This is a genomic window from Hymenobacter fodinae (assembly GCF_004745825.1).
GTDB classification, from domain to species: domain Bacteria; phylum Bacteroidota; class Bacteroidia; order Cytophagales; family Hymenobacteraceae; genus Hymenobacter; species Hymenobacter fodinae.
On sequence record NZ_SRLA01000001.1, the window covers coordinates 238,441 to 254,277 of the forward strand.

Annotated in this window: 16 protein-coding genes; 9 read left to right on the forward strand and 7 right to left on the reverse strand. The window is 59.1% G+C overall.

Annotation, left to right across the window (positions count from 1 at the left end; genetic code table 11):
* Window positions 1–55 precede the first annotated feature (55 nt).
* Both EU556_RS01010 and EU556_RS01015 read left to right on the forward strand, forming a co-directional pair.
* Window positions 56–331, forward strand: coding sequence for a VF530 family protein (locus tag EU556_RS01010; RefSeq protein ID WP_135430128.1), 276 nt, complete (start codon window positions 56–58; stop codon window positions 329–331).
* 114 nt (window positions 332–445) lie between these two features.
* Complete coding sequence (locus EU556_RS01015) at window positions 446–772, forward strand: hypothetical protein (protein ID WP_135430130.1); 327 nt, start codon at window positions 446–448, stop codon at window positions 770–772.
* An 87-nt stretch (window positions 773–859) separates the two neighbouring features.
* On the opposite strand, the gene EU556_RS01020 is transcribed toward EU556_RS01015, so the two are convergent.
* Window positions 860–1,240, reverse strand: a complete 381-nt coding sequence (locus EU556_RS01020; protein WP_135430132.1) for an Hsp20/alpha crystallin family protein — start codon at window positions 1,238–1,240, stop codon at window positions 860–862.
* Between the two features lie 236 nt (window positions 1,241–1,476).
* Here EU556_RS01020 and EU556_RS01025 point away from each other — a divergent pair, with 236 nt between their 5' ends.
* Together EU556_RS01025 and EU556_RS01030 are read left to right on the forward strand one after the other, a co-directional pair.
* Complete coding sequence (locus tag EU556_RS01025) at window positions 1,477–2,160, forward strand: hypothetical protein (RefSeq protein WP_135430134.1); 684 nt, start codon at window positions 1,477–1,479, stop codon at window positions 2,158–2,160.
* A 59-nt stretch (window positions 2,161–2,219) separates the two neighbouring features.
* A complete protein-coding gene (locus EU556_RS01030; protein WP_135430136.1) occupies window positions 2,220–2,993 on the forward strand; it encodes a PPK2 family polyphosphate kinase in 774 nt (257 codons plus the stop codon).
* Between the two features lie 25 nt (window positions 2,994–3,018).
* Here EU556_RS01030 and EU556_RS01035 read toward each other — a convergent pair whose 3' ends face one another.
* Window positions 3,019–3,327 (reverse strand): hypothetical protein, encoded by a 309-nt coding sequence (locus EU556_RS01035; RefSeq protein ID WP_135430138.1) that lies wholly within the window; start codon window positions 3,325–3,327, stop codon window positions 3,019–3,021.
* Window positions 3,328–3,451: 124 nt separating this feature from the next.
* On the reverse strand, window positions 3,452–4,006 hold the full coding sequence (locus tag EU556_RS01040; protein WP_135430140.1) for a GNAT family N-acetyltransferase: 555 nt from the start codon (window positions 4,004–4,006) through the stop codon (window positions 3,452–3,454).
* A gap of 105 nt (window positions 4,007–4,111) precedes the next feature.
* Between EU556_RS01040 and EU556_RS01045 the strand changes: the two genes are divergently transcribed.
* Window positions 4,112–4,528 (forward strand): hypothetical protein, encoded by a 417-nt coding sequence (locus EU556_RS01045; RefSeq protein WP_135430142.1) that lies wholly within the window; start codon window positions 4,112–4,114, stop codon window positions 4,526–4,528.
* A gap of 356 nt (window positions 4,529–4,884) precedes the next feature.
* On the opposite strand, the gene EU556_RS01050 is transcribed toward EU556_RS01045, so the two are convergent.
* The 4 genes from EU556_RS01050 to EU556_RS01065 all read right to left on the reverse strand — a co-directional run bounded on the left by EU556_RS01050 (window position 4,885) and on the right by EU556_RS01065 (window position 7,401).
* Window positions 4,885–5,136 (reverse strand): acyl carrier protein, encoded by a 252-nt coding sequence (locus EU556_RS01050; RefSeq protein ID WP_210116197.1) that lies wholly within the window; start codon window positions 5,134–5,136, stop codon window positions 4,885–4,887.
* Window positions 5,137–5,184: 48 nt separating this feature from the next.
* Window positions 5,185–5,769, reverse strand: coding sequence for an efflux RND transporter periplasmic adaptor subunit (locus EU556_RS01055; RefSeq protein WP_135430144.1), 585 nt, complete (start codon window positions 5,767–5,769; stop codon window positions 5,185–5,187).
* Between the two features lie 147 nt (window positions 5,770–5,916).
* A complete protein-coding gene (locus tag EU556_RS01060; RefSeq protein WP_135430146.1) occupies window positions 5,917–6,366 on the reverse strand; it encodes an Rrf2 family transcriptional regulator in 450 nt (149 codons plus the stop codon).
* A 180-nt stretch (window positions 6,367–6,546) separates the two neighbouring features.
* A complete protein-coding gene (locus EU556_RS01065) occupies window positions 6,547–7,401 on the reverse strand; it encodes a pirin family protein (RefSeq protein ID WP_135430148.1) in 855 nt (284 codons plus the stop codon).
* Between the two features lie 382 nt (window positions 7,402–7,783).
* Here EU556_RS01065 and namA point away from each other — a divergent pair, with 382 nt between their 5' ends.
* The 4 genes from namA (at window position 7,784) to EU556_RS01085 (ending at window position 15,725) form a co-directional block, all read left to right on the forward strand.
* Window positions 7,784–8,857, forward strand: a complete 1,074-nt coding sequence (gene namA / locus EU556_RS01070) for an NADPH dehydrogenase NamA (protein ID WP_135430150.1) — start codon at window positions 7,784–7,786, stop codon at window positions 8,855–8,857.
* A 159-nt stretch (window positions 8,858–9,016) separates the two neighbouring features.
* Window positions 9,017–11,125: a M13 family metallopeptidase gene (locus EU556_RS01075; RefSeq protein ID WP_135430152.1), complete on the forward strand. Its 2,109-nt coding sequence runs from the start codon at window positions 9,017–9,019 to the stop codon at window positions 11,123–11,125.
* 120 nt (window positions 11,126–11,245) lie between these two features.
* Window positions 11,246–13,375 carry a M13 family metallopeptidase gene (locus tag EU556_RS01080; protein ID WP_135430154.1) on the forward strand — a complete coding sequence of 710 codons (2,130 nt, stop codon included), beginning with the start codon at window positions 11,246–11,248 and terminating at the stop codon, window positions 13,373–13,375.
* A 232-nt stretch (window positions 13,376–13,607) separates the two neighbouring features.
* Window positions 13,608–15,725, forward strand: a complete 2,118-nt coding sequence (locus tag EU556_RS01085) for a M13 family metallopeptidase (protein ID WP_135430156.1) — start codon at window positions 13,608–13,610, stop codon at window positions 15,723–15,725.
* Window positions 15,726–15,837 lie beyond the last annotated feature (112 nt).

The following is a 15,837-nucleotide window of genomic DNA, read 5'->3' on the forward strand; positions in this document are numbered from 1 at the left end:
ACAGAAAAACCGGTCTTTTTACGGACCTTCGTAGGCCACTATTTCCTTGTTTGACATGGCTGAAACCACCAACCCCGCCGATGCCCGCGACGAATCGGGGCACTTGATCCGCGAGCTGCACGGCGTTACGCTGGCCCAGATTCTGGAGTATCTGGTTGCTCGCTACGGCTGGCCCGAGCTAGACCGCCGCATTCGCATCAACTGCTTTGCCGTGAACCCCAGCATCAAATCCAGCCTCACGTTTCTGCGCCGCACACCTTGGGCCCGCACCAAAGTAGAGGAGCTCTACATCCAGACCCGCACCCAGGAAGTGCTAGGGAAGAAGCGGTAGATAGAGCAGAAGAAGTGATGGTGCTGCGGATGCGTCATCAAGTCTTCTCGGCATGACCACCGCTCTAGCTCATTTCACTCTTCGTAATTTCACAGACTCATCACTTGCCCCCAAATGGCTGAAATCACCAAGAAATCCGGACCGTTGGCCTTGCTGGCGGGGTTTGGCTTGTTTCTGCTGTTTGAGGTAGTGGCCTACCAGGTGTTGAAGTTTGCTACCTCCGGCCTAGGCATGCAAGACCAGATGCAGCCCGAAAACACCATTGTGAGCAACTGGGTGAAAACGGTGGTGTTTCTGCTGTTGCACCTGGCGCTAGATGTGGTGGCCGTATTAATCCTGAGTAACCGGATGCCGCGCCGCTACCGGGGGCAACTTATGGGTTGGTTCTACTTGTCGCTCCTGACGGGCTTTCTGCTCCTGTGGCCCCTGTTCAACCCGTGATAAAATGAAAAAGCCACTGCGGGGGCAGTGGCTGGTGAAACCATGTGGGCCGGTCGGTCCCGGCCATATGAGCAGCGACTGAGTGACCTAGCGCTGCTTAATGGTAATCTCGCGCTGCTGAGCAGGGTCGCGGAAGGGGATGCGCACCTGCAGCTCCTGGCCCTCGAATACGGCGTCTACGCGGTTGGCATCGAGGTTAGCGGGCAGATTCAACGTGCGGCTGAACAGCGGGGCCGACAGCTGATCCTCGGGAGTGTGGCGGTAGTCGGCGTACACCGTGAGGGTATTGTTCTGGAGCAGAACGTGGAAATTATCGGGGCTCACCGAGGGCAAGGCCACCCGTACCACTACTCCTTTTTCCCGCTGGTCCACACGCAGCATCGCCTGCGCAATGCCGCCACCCAACGTGTTGAGTAAGTCGAGCTGCGGAGCAATGTTGTGAATGAATTCCTTGCTGATAAGATTCATGGTGAAGTTCCTTTCTTAGTTGTGATTGCTCTAATACAAACCATGTACCAAGGCAGAATACCAGCTGAAATAGCTTTGTTTCAGCCAGAATGGCGGTAATTGTTGGGCTTGTTAGCTACTCGAGTGACATTGTGGCTGAATTTATTCGGTTTTTTGAGCGTGTAGGAGCAGTTGTTAGGCCAAGTCGTCACTTTTAGCTCGGCTGCGTATATAGGTCAGTTACCAGTTTTTGGCCTATGCAACCTCAGTACTTCACTACTCCACGTACGGCACGATATATCAGCTTGGGTGAACCCGGTTCTGGCACTCAGCATATCTGGTTCTGCCTGCACGGGCGCGAGCAGTCGTTGCAAGACTTTGCCAGTCAACTAGTGAACCTTGATACGCCCGAGCGGCTGCTAGTTTTGCCCGAAGGCCTTTCCCGCTACGCCCTCCCAGCGCTGGGAACCACTCCCGAAATAGCCGCCACCGTAGCCAATTGGTTTGCCCCCGACTCTATCGACGCCGACCTACCCGACGTAACGACTTACCTGGATAGCCTGGCCGCGCAAGTATTGGCCGCCTGCCCACCCAATACCCCGGTTACGGTGCTGGGCTACGGGCACGGGGCTGCCGCAGCCTGCCGGTGGCTGGCCGCGGGCAATATACCCTACGACCGGCTGGTGCTCTATGCTTCCATTTTCCCGGCTGAGCTAAACCGTCGGGCTACGCTAGCGGCCTTGCCCAAACGGCCCGTGACGGTTATTACAACCACCACCGATTCATTTACGCCGGAAGTGGCCGGCGAAGGTCTGGTGCAAGACCTAGAGGCTGCGGGCCTCTCGGCGCAGTTGCGCTACGTCTCGGAAGGTCCGCTTACGCTGGCAGCGCTGGGGGTAGGGGCTGAGGGTGCTTCGGGCCCGGCTGCTTCTGAGCAGTAGTTATTTACCCACTCGGGTACTGCTTTTCTCACTTGTTTACTTAACCTCCCGTCTCTCCCATGTCCCACATCCCCTCCGAGTACGACCTGACCAAGTTGCCGACCCGCGCTCCGCATTCCATCAACAAAGAAAAAGCCTCGCGGGAGTTGGAGCGTATACGCCAAGAGCTGATTGAATTGCAAGACCGCCTATACGCCGAGAACCGCCGTAGTGTGCTAGTGGTGCTGCAGGGGATGGACGCCAGCGGGAAAGATGGTCTTATTCGGCGGGTGTTCAGCGGCATCAACCCCCAAGGCGTGCGCGTGCATGCATTTAAGGAGCCCACCGACGAGGAAATGGCCCACGACTTTCTGTGGCGCGTGCACCTGCAAACGCCCCGCCGGGGCATGATTCAGGTATTCAACCGCTCCCACTACGAAGATGTGCTCATTACCCGAGTAGTAGGCCTCATCACGGCCGAGGAAGCAAGGCGCCGGTACGCGGCCATCAATGCCTTCGAGAAGTTATTGCAGCAAGCAGGCACTACGGTACTTAAGTTCTACCTGCACGTATCGGAGGAGGAGCAGCGCCAGCGCCTGGAAGAGCGCGTGACGGATGCCAGCAAGCAATGGAAGTACGAGGCCGGCGATGAGCAGAAAGCCCAGCAGTGGCCCCAGTACCGCGCCGTGTACGAAGATGTATTCCAGCATTGCAATCCGGCTACCTGCCCGTGGCACATCATCCCGGCCGATCAGAACTGGTACAAAGCTTACGCTGTGGCCGAAACTCTGCGCGATGCGCTGGTGGAAATGGACCCACAGTATCCGCAGCACAAAGCCGACCGGCCCAAATAACCCCAGAGCTGGCTAGGCCACCCTGCTAGGGCCGGGTGCGGGGCACCGGCTTGCGAGGCACTCTACTTTTGGAGTTGGGACGTTCTTGGGCCATTTGGGTGGCCTGCTGGCTCATGGGCGCATCGGCGCGGGTGCTGCCCACGTTCTTGGTGCCCGACACGGCCGGCGTAGAGCTAGGTGTGGGTTGCGCCGGGGTAGGGGCTTGGTTGGTGGTACTAGCCGCGTTTTTGGTGCCAACCGCCGATGAAGCCGGAGTAGATTGGCTTGGGGCCGTTTGGGCGTGGCTGGTCAGGGCGGCGCTCAAGCTTAGGGCAAGGGGCAAGAAGAGCTTCATCAGCAAGGTACGAAGGAAGGTGCCCTGTGGCGTACGCAGATGCTCAAGCTATGTTATTGATTACAAACAAGTAAAAACGCACAACTGCCAGCCGTGCCTACGTATGCTCATAGGCCTAGGCCACTCAGGAGGTGGCTGAGGTGGGCTCCACGGCCCGACTGAAGTGCAGGTAACCTTCAATATCCAGTTCGCCGACGCTAAAGCCCGTTTGGGTCAGTATTTTTTTAGAGGCCGTATTTTCTGGGGTGGTGCGGGCCACCAACTGGCGCACCATGCCAGTTTGCGCGGCGTGCGTGATAAGACCGGCGGCCAGCTCCAGGCCTAGGCCCCGGCCCTGCCAATCGTTGGCTACCGAGAAGCCTAGCTCAGCGGTGCCATCGGGGGAGGGCGGTCCGTGGAAGCCTCCTGTGCCAATGAGCACGTTATGGGGTGTTTCGGCGCCGGCTCGTAGAATAGCGTACCACCCGTACCAGCCCGCGGCCGTGCGGCCCCCGGCAGTGAGCTTTTCCAGGAAGTAGCGCATAGCCTCTTGGTCGTACTCGCCGGGCGGCCAGTGCGCTGGCAGGGCGGCGCCCAGCAGAACCGGGAAGTACTGAGGCTTGTGCAGCTCGGCGGTGAGCAGCGCCCGGCTGGCAGCAATCAACGTGAGGCGGGGGGTATAGGCAATCAGCGGAATCATAGGGGGAAGATAGGGGGTTAACCAGGAAGGGATAAACGGCCGGCAGCGCAAGCATGTTCTGGCGGAAGATATCTGCCTACCTTTAGTGGCTCCATCTAACCGCGTATGCTAAGCACCCCACCCGAGTATCTTTCTATAGCCTACCGCCCCGACCTAGATGTGCTGGTGGCGCGCTGGCTGCGGCAGGTAACGCTGCCCGAGATGCAGCAAGGCTACGAGCTGCTGCTGGAAGAGGCCGCCCAGCACCGCTGCCGCCAGTGGCTGATAGATGTACGGCGGCGCTTCAATACCGACCGGGAAGGCGCCCACTGGATGCTAACTGACTTTTTGCCGCGTCTGCAACCGCGCCTGGGCGGCTACACCCACCTGGCGTACCTACTGGCTCCCGTAATTCTGCGCGACGCGGCTGCCGATGCCGCCTTTCCAACGGCTAATGCATTTGCTGGCAAACCCTTTATGGGGGAGCGGTTCATTGATGAGCGCGAGGCAATTGAGTGGCTGCAGGCCAAGCGCCAGGGGTAGGCTGCGCAATAGTTGCTGGAGTGGCCTAGGCCTATACTTCACCAAAAACTCAGCACTGGGTGGCTTCTGCTGCCGATGGTAGGTGCCCATAACCGTCTCATCATAACGGGATACTCTCTTACTAGGAGGTATTGGCGGCGTATCGTTCTCGCTTGCGCGAGGAAGAAGCCCGCGAGGCCATTATCTCCTCTAAAAACTAAGGCATCCGGATGTTGCTGCGGGTGGAAAAGCTCCGGAGCTGCTAGGCCACTTTGCAGTAGGCAGCACAAAGGCCGTGGCCCCGACTTCACTTCAGAAATCGGGGCCACGGCCTTTGTGCAATGTCTAGGGGCTAAGGGGTAGTTATCCTTTAGCGTCTAGGCCACACTAACGCTCAGGTGCGAATCAACGCAATTGAGCACGTCTTGCACGGTGCGCAGGTTTTCCAGCTCAGGGTCCGGAATTTCAATATGAAAGCGGTGCTCCATATTCATCACCAGCTCAACCAGATCAAACGAGTCTAGGCCGATATCTTCCTGCAAGCGGGTACGGGGCGTGAGCTTCAGCGTAGGGATGTGGCGCTTTTTGCGGAGCATGCGCTCCACTTGGTGGCGAACAAGCTGTTCCATAACTAGTTGGGCAGCAAAGGGAAAAAGGAAAGTAAAAAGCAGTAGAGTTTACTCAACGCTGGAAAGCAATAGCGTGGTATCGGCGGGCATGCCCGCCACGAAAGAAGCTACCGTTTGTGAAGACGAAATGTAGTCGCCGGGCAAAACGGAACGCGAAGTCATTACGCCATCCTCAGGAGCCGTTACGTACTCAAAAGCCAGGGCCGGCGACGTATTGGATAGCTTCTGCTGCAGGTCTTGCAGCTTGGTGCGAGCGGCGGCCAGGTCGGCAGAGGCGGCGGCTTCTAGTTGCAGGCAGAGGGCTTGCTGCTGCTTGATTTGGGTTTGCAGATGCTGCTGCTCCACGGTTTGCAGGGAGTGCGCCAGCTTTACCAGCACCTGGCCCTTGCGTACGCGCTGACCAACGGAGAAGTACACTTCCCACACGCGGCCAGCGCGCGTGGTTTGAATGCTGCGACCTGTGTTATGCTCCGGGGCTTGCGCCGGCGCGCCGGTGGCCACAAAGCGGCCAGGTAATGTAGCTCCCGAAGCAGAAGGCGTTGGGGCGGGGGTGGCGGGGGCCAGCCACAAGGGCAGCTCCCAACTACTCAACGCTACCAGCACAATGAGCAGCACGCCAAGTATTTTTTTCATGACTAGGGGTAAATAACCTCACCGAAAGCGGCTCGTCGGTCGGTAGCGGCCTGGCGGGCAACCCATCTGGGCGAAGAGGAAAAGAGTGAAAACGTCAGGTAATCAGTTAGTAACCAGTTTGGTTACATTTGAGGGTAAATAAAAAAGCTATTCAAAGGCTTTGGGGCAATGGTTGGGCCGGCGAGCAGCCAGCTCCTGCATTACCTGCTCAACCGAGACAGCAGCCAGGGAAGCTCGCATGGCCGCAATAGCGTTGCCGAGCACGCCCTCCAGGGTTTCCTGCATTACGCGGCCCAGGTCGCAGTTCTCATTCGGGTTCGTGCTGTTCACGGAAAACAGATCCGGCTCGCCTTCTTGCGCCGCCCGAAACACATCGAGCAGAGAAATTTCGGCGGCCGGGCGGGCCAGCACCGTGCCTCCGCCAGCGCCCCGCTGGCTTTGCACCAGCCCGGCATCGCGCAGGTTGCCCATGAGCCGGCGCACGACCACCGGGTGGGTGCCCGCGCTGCTGGCCAGCACCTCCGACGATACCGGCTGCCCCTTGGAGTGGGCCAGATACGCCAAAATGTGCGTCGCGACGGCGAAACGAGTGTTCATAAGCGAATACGTAACAGAATCTGTTACAAATATACGGCGAAGAAAGATTGTGTGCAATCTTTTCGTGTACTACCACTGCTGAAGAAGTAAATCCGTCTGCCATACGCTATATCTGCGTCCAGGAGCTGGCGCACTGGGGCAGACGGATTTACTCGCTGAATACCTTACGCCCGAAGAACTTTATTCCGTCCAACGGCCAAACGTACCGGCTTGGTAGTCGCGGTAGGCCTCTTGAATTTGCTGCTCGGTGTTCATCACGAAGGGGCCGTAGGCTACAATGGGCTCCTCAAACGGCTTGGCGTGGCCTAGCAGCAGCACAGCATCGGACGTGGCCTCAATGCGCAACTCGTCGCCGTCGTAGTTGAACTCTACCAGCTGGCGGGCTTCGGTTTCCTGCCCGTTCACGCGCAGGCGTCCCCGCACGGTGTAAAAGAAAATGGTGCGCTCCGCCGGAATGGCAAGGCTCAGGGTGCCGCCTTCCTTGAAGTGGATAGTAGCCAGCTGAATGTCGGCCAGGGGCTGCACTGCCCCAGCCGTGCCCGCCCAGTTGCCGGATACGGCCTGAATGGTCACGCGGTCATTGTCGAGCGTCACCGTCGGAATTTCGGGCTCCTGTAGGCCTATGTAGCGCGGCTCTACCATTTTGTCCTTGGCCGGTAGGTTCACCCAGAGCTGTAGAATCTCGAGCGGGCCACCCTGGCGCTTAAACTCGGGTGAGGAAATTTCGGCGTGAATCAGGCCGCGGCCCGCCGTCATCCACTGAATACCGCCCGGCCCGATAATGCTCTGGTGCCCGCCGGTATCCTGGTGCATGATGTCGCCATCCAGAATAAACGTCACCGTCTCAAAGCCACGGTGAGGGTGTGGGCCGAAGGGTAGGCCGCGGTTGTTGGTGGGGTACACCTGCGGGCCGTGGTGGTTGAGGAACAGAAACGGATCGAGGTGTTCTACCGACTGCGTTGGCAAGGCGCGATAGGTAACGAGGTCGGCGATGGGGGCACTAACGGCCCGGTGCTGGCGCTTGATGGTACGCATGGGGGAGGCGCTATGAGGAAGAAGGAAAGCTAAGGCTGAGAGAACTAGCTCAATTGCTTGGATGAACGCTGAGGATTGGCCTAGAACAAACCAATAAGGCCGTCATGTCGAGCTTGTCGAGACATCTCGCTCGAATCGTTGAGGTAGCATCGCAATGTCAGCACGCGAGATGTCTCGACAAGCTCAACATGACGCTCTGATAACACCATTGTAGGCCACTTGAACCATCCCCTCATCAGGAGATAAGCTGATTGTGCTAGTAGTCAGCCATAGCATACCATTAGCCCCGCCAAATGGTTTTTAAGTAGCTCAACCAAAACCCAGCCGGTGGCGAGGCGGTTTAGAGAACTTCGCGTTGAAACAACATTCTGCCCTTACCTATATGGCTCAGCTATTCACGCCGCTCACCTTGCGCGGCATCACGCTTAGAAACCGCATCGTCATCTCGCCCATGTGCCAGTACAGCGCCGAGGACGGATTTACCAACGACTGGCACTTCGTACACCTGGGCTCCCGGGCCGTGGGGGGCGCCGGCCTTATCATTCTGGAAGCCACGGCCGTGTCGCCAGAAGGCCGCATCACGCCCGATGACCTGGGCATCTGGAAAGATGAGCACGTGCCAGGCCTGCGTCGCATTACCGATTTCCTGAAGGCCAATGGCTCAGTAGCCGGCATTCAACTAGCCCACGCCGGTCGTAAAGCCAGCCACGCCAGCCCCTGGAAAGGCGGCGGGGTGGTGCCCGCCTCAGAAGGTGGCTGGACAACGGTAGCGCCCAGCGCCGTGCCCTTCACCGCCGAAGAGCCCGCACCTCACGAGCTAAGCTTGGCTGAAATTCAGCAAGTGGTAGAAGACTTTCGGGTGGCCACGCGCCGGACATTGGAAGCAGGTTTCCAGGTGATTGAGCTGCACGCGGCCCATGGCTATTTGCTACACGAGTTCTTCTCACCTCTGAGCAACAAGCGCACTGATGCGTACGGCGGCTCCTTCGAGAACCGGGTGCGCCTGCTGCTGGAAATAACGGAAGCCACCCGCGCCGAGTGGCCTACGGAACTGCCGCTCATCGTGCGTATCTCCGCCACCGACTGGACCGAGGGCGGCTGGACCGCCGAAGAATCAGTGCAGCTGGCGAAGCTTCTGAAAGAGAAAGGCGTGGACTTGATTGACTGCTCCACGGGCGGCAACGTGGCTACGGCGCAAATCCCAGTGGGCCCCGGCTACCAGGTGCAGTTCGCCGAGCAGGTGAAGCGCGAAGCCGGCATCCCGACCGGCGCCGTAGGCCTCATCACCAACGCCCAGCAAGCCGAAGACATCATTGCTACCGGTCAAGCCGACTTGGTGCTGCTGGCCCGCGAATCGCTCCGCGACCCCTACTTCCCGCTGCGCGCGGCCCACGAGCTTGGTGCGGATGTGGAGTGGCCGGTACAGTACGAGCGCGCCAAGCCCCGCCGACGGTAGTGGCCTAGGGGTATCGTCCTGATTATTGAAAAGCAGTTTCCTCATTTTGAGGAAGCTGCTTTTTTTGTGGCTAGGCCACCCGCCATCTTGTGCCGCGCAACCCTCGCGCCTGCGCGCGCGACCTTTTACTTACTCTAATCCGCGCCTTCATTCTACTTCATGAAAAGAACCCATACTCGGCAACGAGCAGCTGCGGCTGCTTTCGCTCTGACCCTGGCCGGCTGCGCCACCAGCCAACCTGCCACTACTACCGCTACCTCCAGCACGAGCACCACGCCAGCGCCAGCCGTAGCCTCCGTGCCCGGCCGCAGCATTGTGCTAGCTGATATCGACCGCTCGGTGTCGCCCTGCGAGGATTTCTACCGCTTCTCGGGCGGCAACTGGCTGAAGAACAACCCCATTCCGGCGTATGCCACGCGCTGGGGTCCGCGCAACCTGCTCGGCGACCGTACCCAAGCCACCCTGCGCCAAATCCTGGAAGAAGCCGCGGCTAACACCAATGCCCCCAAAGGCTCGAACCTGCAAAAGGTGGGCGACTTCTACGCTTCCGGCATGGACTCCGTAGGCCTGGAGAAAGCGGGCCTGAAGTATCTGCAGCCCGAGCTAAACCGCATTGCGGCCGTAAAAGACCTCAAATCCTTGCAGGCAGAAATAGCCCGCCAGCAAACGTTAGGCACGGGTGCGTTCTTCCGGGCCGGGGTGGGGCCTGACCGCAAGCAGAGCACGGTGTACGCCGTAAATATGAGCCAGGGTGGCCTGGGCATGCCCGACCGGGACTATTACCTCAAGGACGATGCCCGCTCCAAGGCCGTGCGCAACGCCTACGTGGCCTACATGACGAACACGTTCAAGCTCATGGGCGACTCGGAGGCCACGGCAGCCAAAAAGGCTGCGGCGGTGCTGCGTCTCGAAACTCGCCTGGCGCAAGCGTCAAAAGACCGTGTGGCCCTGCGCGACCCCAATGCCAGCTACAACAAGATGACGGTGGCGGAGGCCAACAAGCAATTCCCCAACCTTGGCCTGCCTACGTTGCTGGCGCAGAACGGGCTAGGGGCGGCTAAGGAGGTAATTGTAGGCCAGCCCGCCTTCTTTACGGAAGTGAGCAACGTGCTGAAGCAGGAGCCTTTGGGTGATATCAAGACCTATCTGGCGTGGCAGCTGGTGTCGTCGGTGCCCTCGGCGCTGCCTAAGGCCTACTCCGACGAGGCCTTCCGGTTTGCGCAGGTAACCAGCGGGGCCAAGCAGCAGCCGGTACGCTGGAAGCGCATGCAGGCCGCTACCGATGCTACTCTGGGTGAGGCGTTTGGGCAGCTGTACGTAGACAAGGCCTTCTCGCCCGAAGCCAAGGCCAAAGCCCTGCAGATGGTGGCGAATATTAAGGAGTCGATGGCCGAGCACATCCAGACCAACACTTGGATGAGCGATGCCACCAAACAGGAGGCTCTAAAGAAGCTGAACGCCCTGCGTGTTAAAATCGGCTACCCCGATAAATGGAAAGACTACTCGGCCCTGAACATTTCGCGCGAGTCGTACCTAAAGAACGTGCTGGCCGCCCGCCAGTGGAACTACCAGCAGAACGTGAAGAAGTTCGGTGGGCCCATTGACCGCAACGAGTGGGGGATGACCCCGCCCACCATCAACGCCTACTACAACCCGCCCATGAACGAAATCGTGTTCCCGGCGGGGTACCTGCAGCCGCCGTTTTTCGACCCGGAGGCCGACGACGCGGTAAACTACGGCGCCATTGGGGGCGTGATGGGCCACGAAATGACCCACGGCTTCGACGACCAGGGCCGGCAGTACGACTCCGAAGGCAACCTGCGCGACTGGTGGACCAAGGAAGACGGTGAGCAGTTTACTCAGCGTGCCGGCGTGGTAGGCAAGCAGTATTCCGCTTTCTCGCCCTTGGATTCGGTGTACGTGAATGGCAAGCTGACTATGGGCGAAAACCTCGCCGACTTCGCGGGCCTCACCATTGTATATGGTGCCCTGCAAAAGCAGCTGCAGAAGCAGTACGGCAACGGTCCGCGCCCCGTCATTGATGGCTTTACGCCCGAGCAGCGCTTCTTCCTGAGCTGGGCCCAGTTGCGGCGCTCCAACATCCGCCCCGAGGCCCTGCGCCAGCAGATCCTGACGGACCCCCATTCCCCCGACCAGTACCGCACCATTGGGCCGCTGATGAACATGCCGCAGTTCTACCAGGCATTTGGGTGCCAGCCGGGCCAGAAGATGGTGCGACCCGATGCTGAGCGCGCTGTCATTTGGTAAGCCACTCAGGGCAGATAAATTGAAATATTATCAATTTATCTGCCCTTTAACCTGCTTGTTATTAATGCGAGGTGATATTCTTGTATATTACTTCACTTTTTCCATAGTCTACCCTCACACATGTTCTCAAAGAGCTACCTATTGCTGACGCTGGGTACCGCTGCTGGCCTAGCCCTCACGGGCTGCGCCTCTAGCACGCCGGCTGCCACCACCACGTCGACTACTACCACTTCTACTGCCACTGCTGCTACCACTGAAACGGCTCCAAAAGGCCCGGTAATGCCCGGGGTGGGTCTCGATCTGTCGGCCCGTGACCTGTCGGTTTCGCCCTGCGAAGATTTCTTCCAGTATGCCAGCGGCACCTGGATCAAAAACACGCCCATCCCGGCCGCCGAATCGTCGTGGGGTTCCTGGAACACCCTCATCGACCAGAATAACGCCGTGCTGCGCCAGATTCTGGAGTCGTCGGCTGCAAACAAAGCGGCAGCAAAAGGTTCTAACGCCCAGAAGGTGGGCGACTTCTACGCCTCGGCTATGGATACCGTGGCCATTGAGAAGGCAGGCCTGAAATACCTGCAGCCCGAGCTGGCCCGCATTGCGGCCGTGAAAGACCTGAAGAGTCTGCAGAATGCGTTGGTGCGTCAGCAGATGCTCCAGACCCGCTCGGTATTCGGTTTGGGTGTGCGCCAAGATTCCAAGAAGAGCACTGAGTATGCCGTGTACATGGGCCAAGGCGGCCTTACGCTCCCCGACCGCGACTACTACCTGAAGGACGACGCGCGCTCTAAAACTATCCGGACGGCGTACACCACCTACCTCACCAACATGTTTAAGATGTTGGGTGACAACGAGGCCACGGCTGCTAAAAACGCTGCCACCGTGCTGCGCCTCGAAACCCGGCTCGCTAAGGCCAGCAAAGACCGCGTAGCCCTCCGCGACCGGTACGCTAACTATAACAAGATGACGGTAGCCGAGGCGAATGCCCAGTTCCCGAACATCGGCCTGATCGCTATGCTGCCCCAGGTGGGCCTAAGCGGCGTTAAGGAAGTGATTGTAGGCCAGCCTGAGTTCATGAAGGAAGCCAGCACGGCCCTGAAGCAAGAGCCCATCGGCGACTGGAAAACCTACATGCGTTTTCACCTCGTGAATTCCGTTGCCTCGGCTCTGCCCAAGGCCTACGTGGATGAGTCGTTCCGCTTCAACCAGGTGATGAGTGGGGCCAAGCAGCAGCAGCCCCGCTGGAAGCGCATGCTGCGCTCAACGGACGGGACCTTGGGCGAAGCCTTCGGCCAGATCTACGTGGAAAAAGCTTTCACCCCCGAAACCAAGAAGAAGGCCCTGGAGATGGTGGCCAACATCAAGGAAGCTATGGGTGAGCACATTCAGGCCCTGGAATGGATGAGTCCCGCCACCAAGCAGGAGGCCATGAAGAAGCTCAACGGCTTCACGGTAAAGATCGGCTACCCCGACAAGTGGAAAGACTACTCGGCCCTGACCATCTCGCGCGAGTCGTACCTGAAGAACGTACTGGCTGCCCGCGAGTGGGAGTTCAAAGACAACGTGAGCAAGTTCGGTAAGCCCATTGACCGGACGGAATGGGGTATGACGCCCCCCACGGTGAATGCCTACTACAACTCCACGATGAACGAAATCGTGTTCCCGGCCGGCATCATGCAGCCCCCGTTCTTCGACCCCAAGGCCGACGACGCGGTGAACTACGGCGGCATGGGCGCGGTAATCGGCCACGAAATCACGCACGGCTTCGACGACCAGGGCCGGCAGTCGGACGCGGAGGGCAACCTGCGCGACTGGTGGACCAAAGAAGACGCGGCCGAATTCTCGAAGCGCACCGACCTAGTGGGCAAACAGTACTCGGCTTTCTCGCCCCTGGATTCGGTGTACGTGAACGGCAAGCTGACCATGGGCGAAAACCTGGCCGACTTTGGTGGCACCGCCTTGGCCTACAGCGCCCTGCAGAAGCAGCTCCAGAAGCAGTACGGTAGCAGCCCCCGTCCGCAGTACGATGGCCTGACGCCGGAGCAGCGCTTCTTCCTGGCCTGGGCCCAGGTGTGGCGCACCAGCATGCGCCCCGAGGCTCTGCGCCAGCAAGTACTCACCGACCCGCACTCGCCCGCGCAGTACCGCACCAACGGCCCGCTGATGAATATGCCCGAGTTCTACGAGGCCTTCGGCTGTAAGGAAGATGCCAAGATGGTGCGCGCCCAGAATGTGCGCGCCCGCGTGTGGTAAGCTTTACTAAATAGTAGTTTGAAAAGCGAGTTGTCTCAGGCAGCTCGCTTTTCTTCTTTTGATATTAGCCCGGGTACGAAGTATGTAAAACGTCATGCTGAGCTTGTCGAAGCATCTCTACCGCTTCTCTAGGCCAGTGGTTAGTAGCCAGAGGTAGAGATGTCTCGACAGGCTCGACATGACGGTCTTATTTGGGCCTCCAAACCACTCCGTTCTCTCATTCCTTTCCAGTATGAAAAACAGAAACAAACTCACCCTAGCGGCCTTGTCGGTGGCGGGCCTAGCCATAGCGGGTTGCAGTTCCTCGAAGCCCGCGGCCACTACTACTACTGCACCTGATGCTACGGTGGCGGCCCCCGCTGCCGCTGAAGCTCCGGTGGTGAAGGGTGTAGGCCTGGACGTTGCCAACATCGACCCGGCCGTATCGCCCTGTGACGACTTCTTCCACTTCGCCAGCGGTACCTGGCTCAAGAACACGCCCATTCCGGCCAGTGAGGTGCGCTGGGGCAGCTTCCAGCAGCTCGCCGACCGTAACAATGCCGTGAGCCGCCAAATTCTGGAGGAAGCTGCGGCCAATACCTCGGCCCCCAAGGGCAGCAACATGCAAAAGGTAGGCGACTACTACGCCTCCGCCATGGACTCCGTGGCCATTGAGAAGGCCGGCATCACGCCCCTGAAACCGGAGCTGGCCCGCATTGCCGCCGTAAAGGATCTGAAAGGACTGCAAACGGTGGTAGCTCGTCAGCAGGCGTTGGGTACGGGCGCGTTCTTTCGGGCCGGGGTAGGTCCCGACCGTAAGCAGAGCACCGTGTACGCCGTGAACCTGAGCCAAGGTGGCCTAGGTATGCCCGACCGCGACTACTACCTCAAGGACGATGCCCGCTCCAAGGCCGTGCGCAACGCCTACGTGGCCTACATGACGAATACGTTTAAGCTTATGGGCGACTCAGAAGCCACGGCAGCTAAAAAGGCTGCGGCGGTGCTGAGCATTGAAACCCGGTTGGCCCAGGCCAGCAAGAGCCGGGTGGAATTGCGCGACCCCTACGCCAACTACAATAAGATGACGGTAGCGGAGGCTAGTAAGCAATTTCCCAACCTCGGCTTGCCCACCATGCTGGCTCAAAACAAGCTGGGTGCTGCCAAGGAGGTAATCGTAGGCCAGCCGGCTTTCTTCAAGGAGGTGAATACTTTGATGAAGCAGGAACCCCTGGCTAATATCAAGACCTACCTCGACTGGCAGCTGGTTAGCTCTGTCAGCTCGGCCCTGCCCAAGGCCTATTCCGACGAGGCTTTCCGGTTTACGCAGGTGCTCACGGGAGCCAAGCAGCAGCAGCCTCGCTGGAAGCGCATGTTGGGCGCTACGGATGCCGCCATGGGGCAGGCCTTCGGGCAGCTATACGTGGACAAAACCTTCACGCCCGAGACCAAGCAAAAGGCCATGGAAATGGTCAACAACATCAAAGCCAGCATGGCCGAGCACATTCAGCAGCTCGACTGGATGAGTGACGCCACCAAGCAGGAAGCCCTGAAGAAGCTGGCCGCCTTCAAGGTAAAAATCGGTTACCCCGATAAGTGGAAAGACTACTCGGCCCTGACCATCTCGCGCGAGTCGTACTTAAAGAACGTGCTGGCCGCTCGTCAGTGGGCTTACAACGATAACGTGAGCAAGTTTGGGAAGCCCATTGACCGCAACGAGTGGCGCTTCACCCCGCCCACGGTGAATGCATCGTACAACTCCTCGATGAACGACATCACCTTCCCGGCTGGCATCATGCAGCCGCCCTTCTTCGACCCGAACGCGGATGATGCGGTGAACTACGGCGGTATGGGCGCGGTAATTGGTCACGAAATCACGCACGGGTTTGACGACCAGGGCCGGCAGTCAGATGCCGAGGGTAACCTACGCGACTGGTGGACTAAGGAGGACGCCGAGAAGTTTACCCAGCGTGCCGATATGGTAGGCAAGCAGTACTCGGCCTTCTCGCCGGTTGACTCCGTGTACGTGAATGGCAAACTAACCATGGGCGAGAACCTGGCCGACTTCGGTGGCCTGAGTGTGGCCTACAGCGCCCTGCAGAAGCAGCTCCAGCAGAAGTACGGCAACGGCCCGCGCCCCAAGTACGACGGCTACACGCCCGAGCAGCGGTTCTTCCTGGCCTGGGCCCAGATCTGGCGCACCAATGCCCGTCCCGAATATCTGCGCCAGCAGGTCATGACCGATCCGCACTCGCCGGCTCAGTTCCGGACCAACGGTCCGCTCATGAACATGCCGGAGTTTTACGAGGCGTTTGGGTGTAAGGAAGATGCCAAAATGGTGCGAGCTCAGAACGTGCGCGCCCGCGTGTGGTAAGCTCAACTGTAGCCACTAGAAGCACCCAGTAAGCTTATCAGCAGAAATACTAGGCCTGTAACGCTCCCGTTTAAGTGGGCGTAACAGGCCTAGGTTGCGTTTAGCCCCCGCC

Coding starts and splice junctions, on each gene's coding strand:
- EU556_RS01060 (WP_135430146.1), bottom strand. CDS start 6,366: ATGAACACTCGTTTCGCCGTCGCGACGCACATTTTGGCGTATCTGGCC.
- EU556_RS01075 (WP_135430152.1), top strand. CDS start 9,017: ATGAAAAGAACCCATACTCGGCAACGAGCAGCTGCGGCTGCTTTCGCT.
- EU556_RS01065 (WP_135430148.1), bottom strand. CDS start 7,401: ATGCGTACCATCAAGCGCCAGCACCGGGCCGTTAGTGCCCCCATCGCC.
- EU556_RS01040 (WP_135430140.1), bottom strand. CDS start 4,006: ATGATTCCGCTGATTGCCTATACCCCCCGCCTCACGTTGATTGCTGCC.
- EU556_RS01055 (WP_135430144.1), bottom strand. CDS start 5,769: ATGAAAAAAATACTTGGCGTGCTGCTCATTGTGCTGGTAGCGTTGAGT.
- EU556_RS01035 (WP_135430138.1), bottom strand. CDS start 3,327: ATGAAGCTCTTCTTGCCCCTTGCCCTAAGCTTGAGCGCCGCCCTGACC.
- EU556_RS01010 (WP_135430128.1), top strand. CDS start 56: ATGGCTGAAACCACCAACCCCGCCGATGCCCGCGACGAATCGGGGCAC.
- EU556_RS01030 (WP_135430136.1), top strand. CDS start 2,220: ATGTCCCACATCCCCTCCGAGTACGACCTGACCAAGTTGCCGACCCGC.
- EU556_RS01025 (WP_135430134.1), top strand. CDS start 1,477: ATGCAACCTCAGTACTTCACTACTCCACGTACGGCACGATATATCAGC.
- namA (WP_135430150.1), top strand. CDS start 7,784: ATGGCTCAGCTATTCACGCCGCTCACCTTGCGCGGCATCACGCTTAGA.
- EU556_RS01050 (WP_210116197.1), bottom strand. CDS start 5,136: ATGGAACAGCTTGTTCGCCACCAAGTGGAGCGCATGCTCCGCAAAAAG.
- EU556_RS01085 (WP_135430156.1), top strand. CDS start 13,608: ATGAAAAACAGAAACAAACTCACCCTAGCGGCCTTGTCGGTGGCGGGC.
- EU556_RS01080 (WP_135430154.1), top strand. CDS start 11,246: ATGTTCTCAAAGAGCTACCTATTGCTGACGCTGGGTACCGCTGCTGGC.
- EU556_RS01045 (WP_135430142.1), top strand. CDS start 4,112: ATGCTAAGCACCCCACCCGAGTATCTTTCTATAGCCTACCGCCCCGAC.
- EU556_RS01020 (WP_135430132.1), bottom strand. CDS start 1,240: ATGAATCTTATCAGCAAGGAATTCATTCACAACATTGCTCCGCAGCTC.
- EU556_RS01015 (WP_135430130.1), top strand. CDS start 446: ATGGCTGAAATCACCAAGAAATCCGGACCGTTGGCCTTGCTGGCGGGG.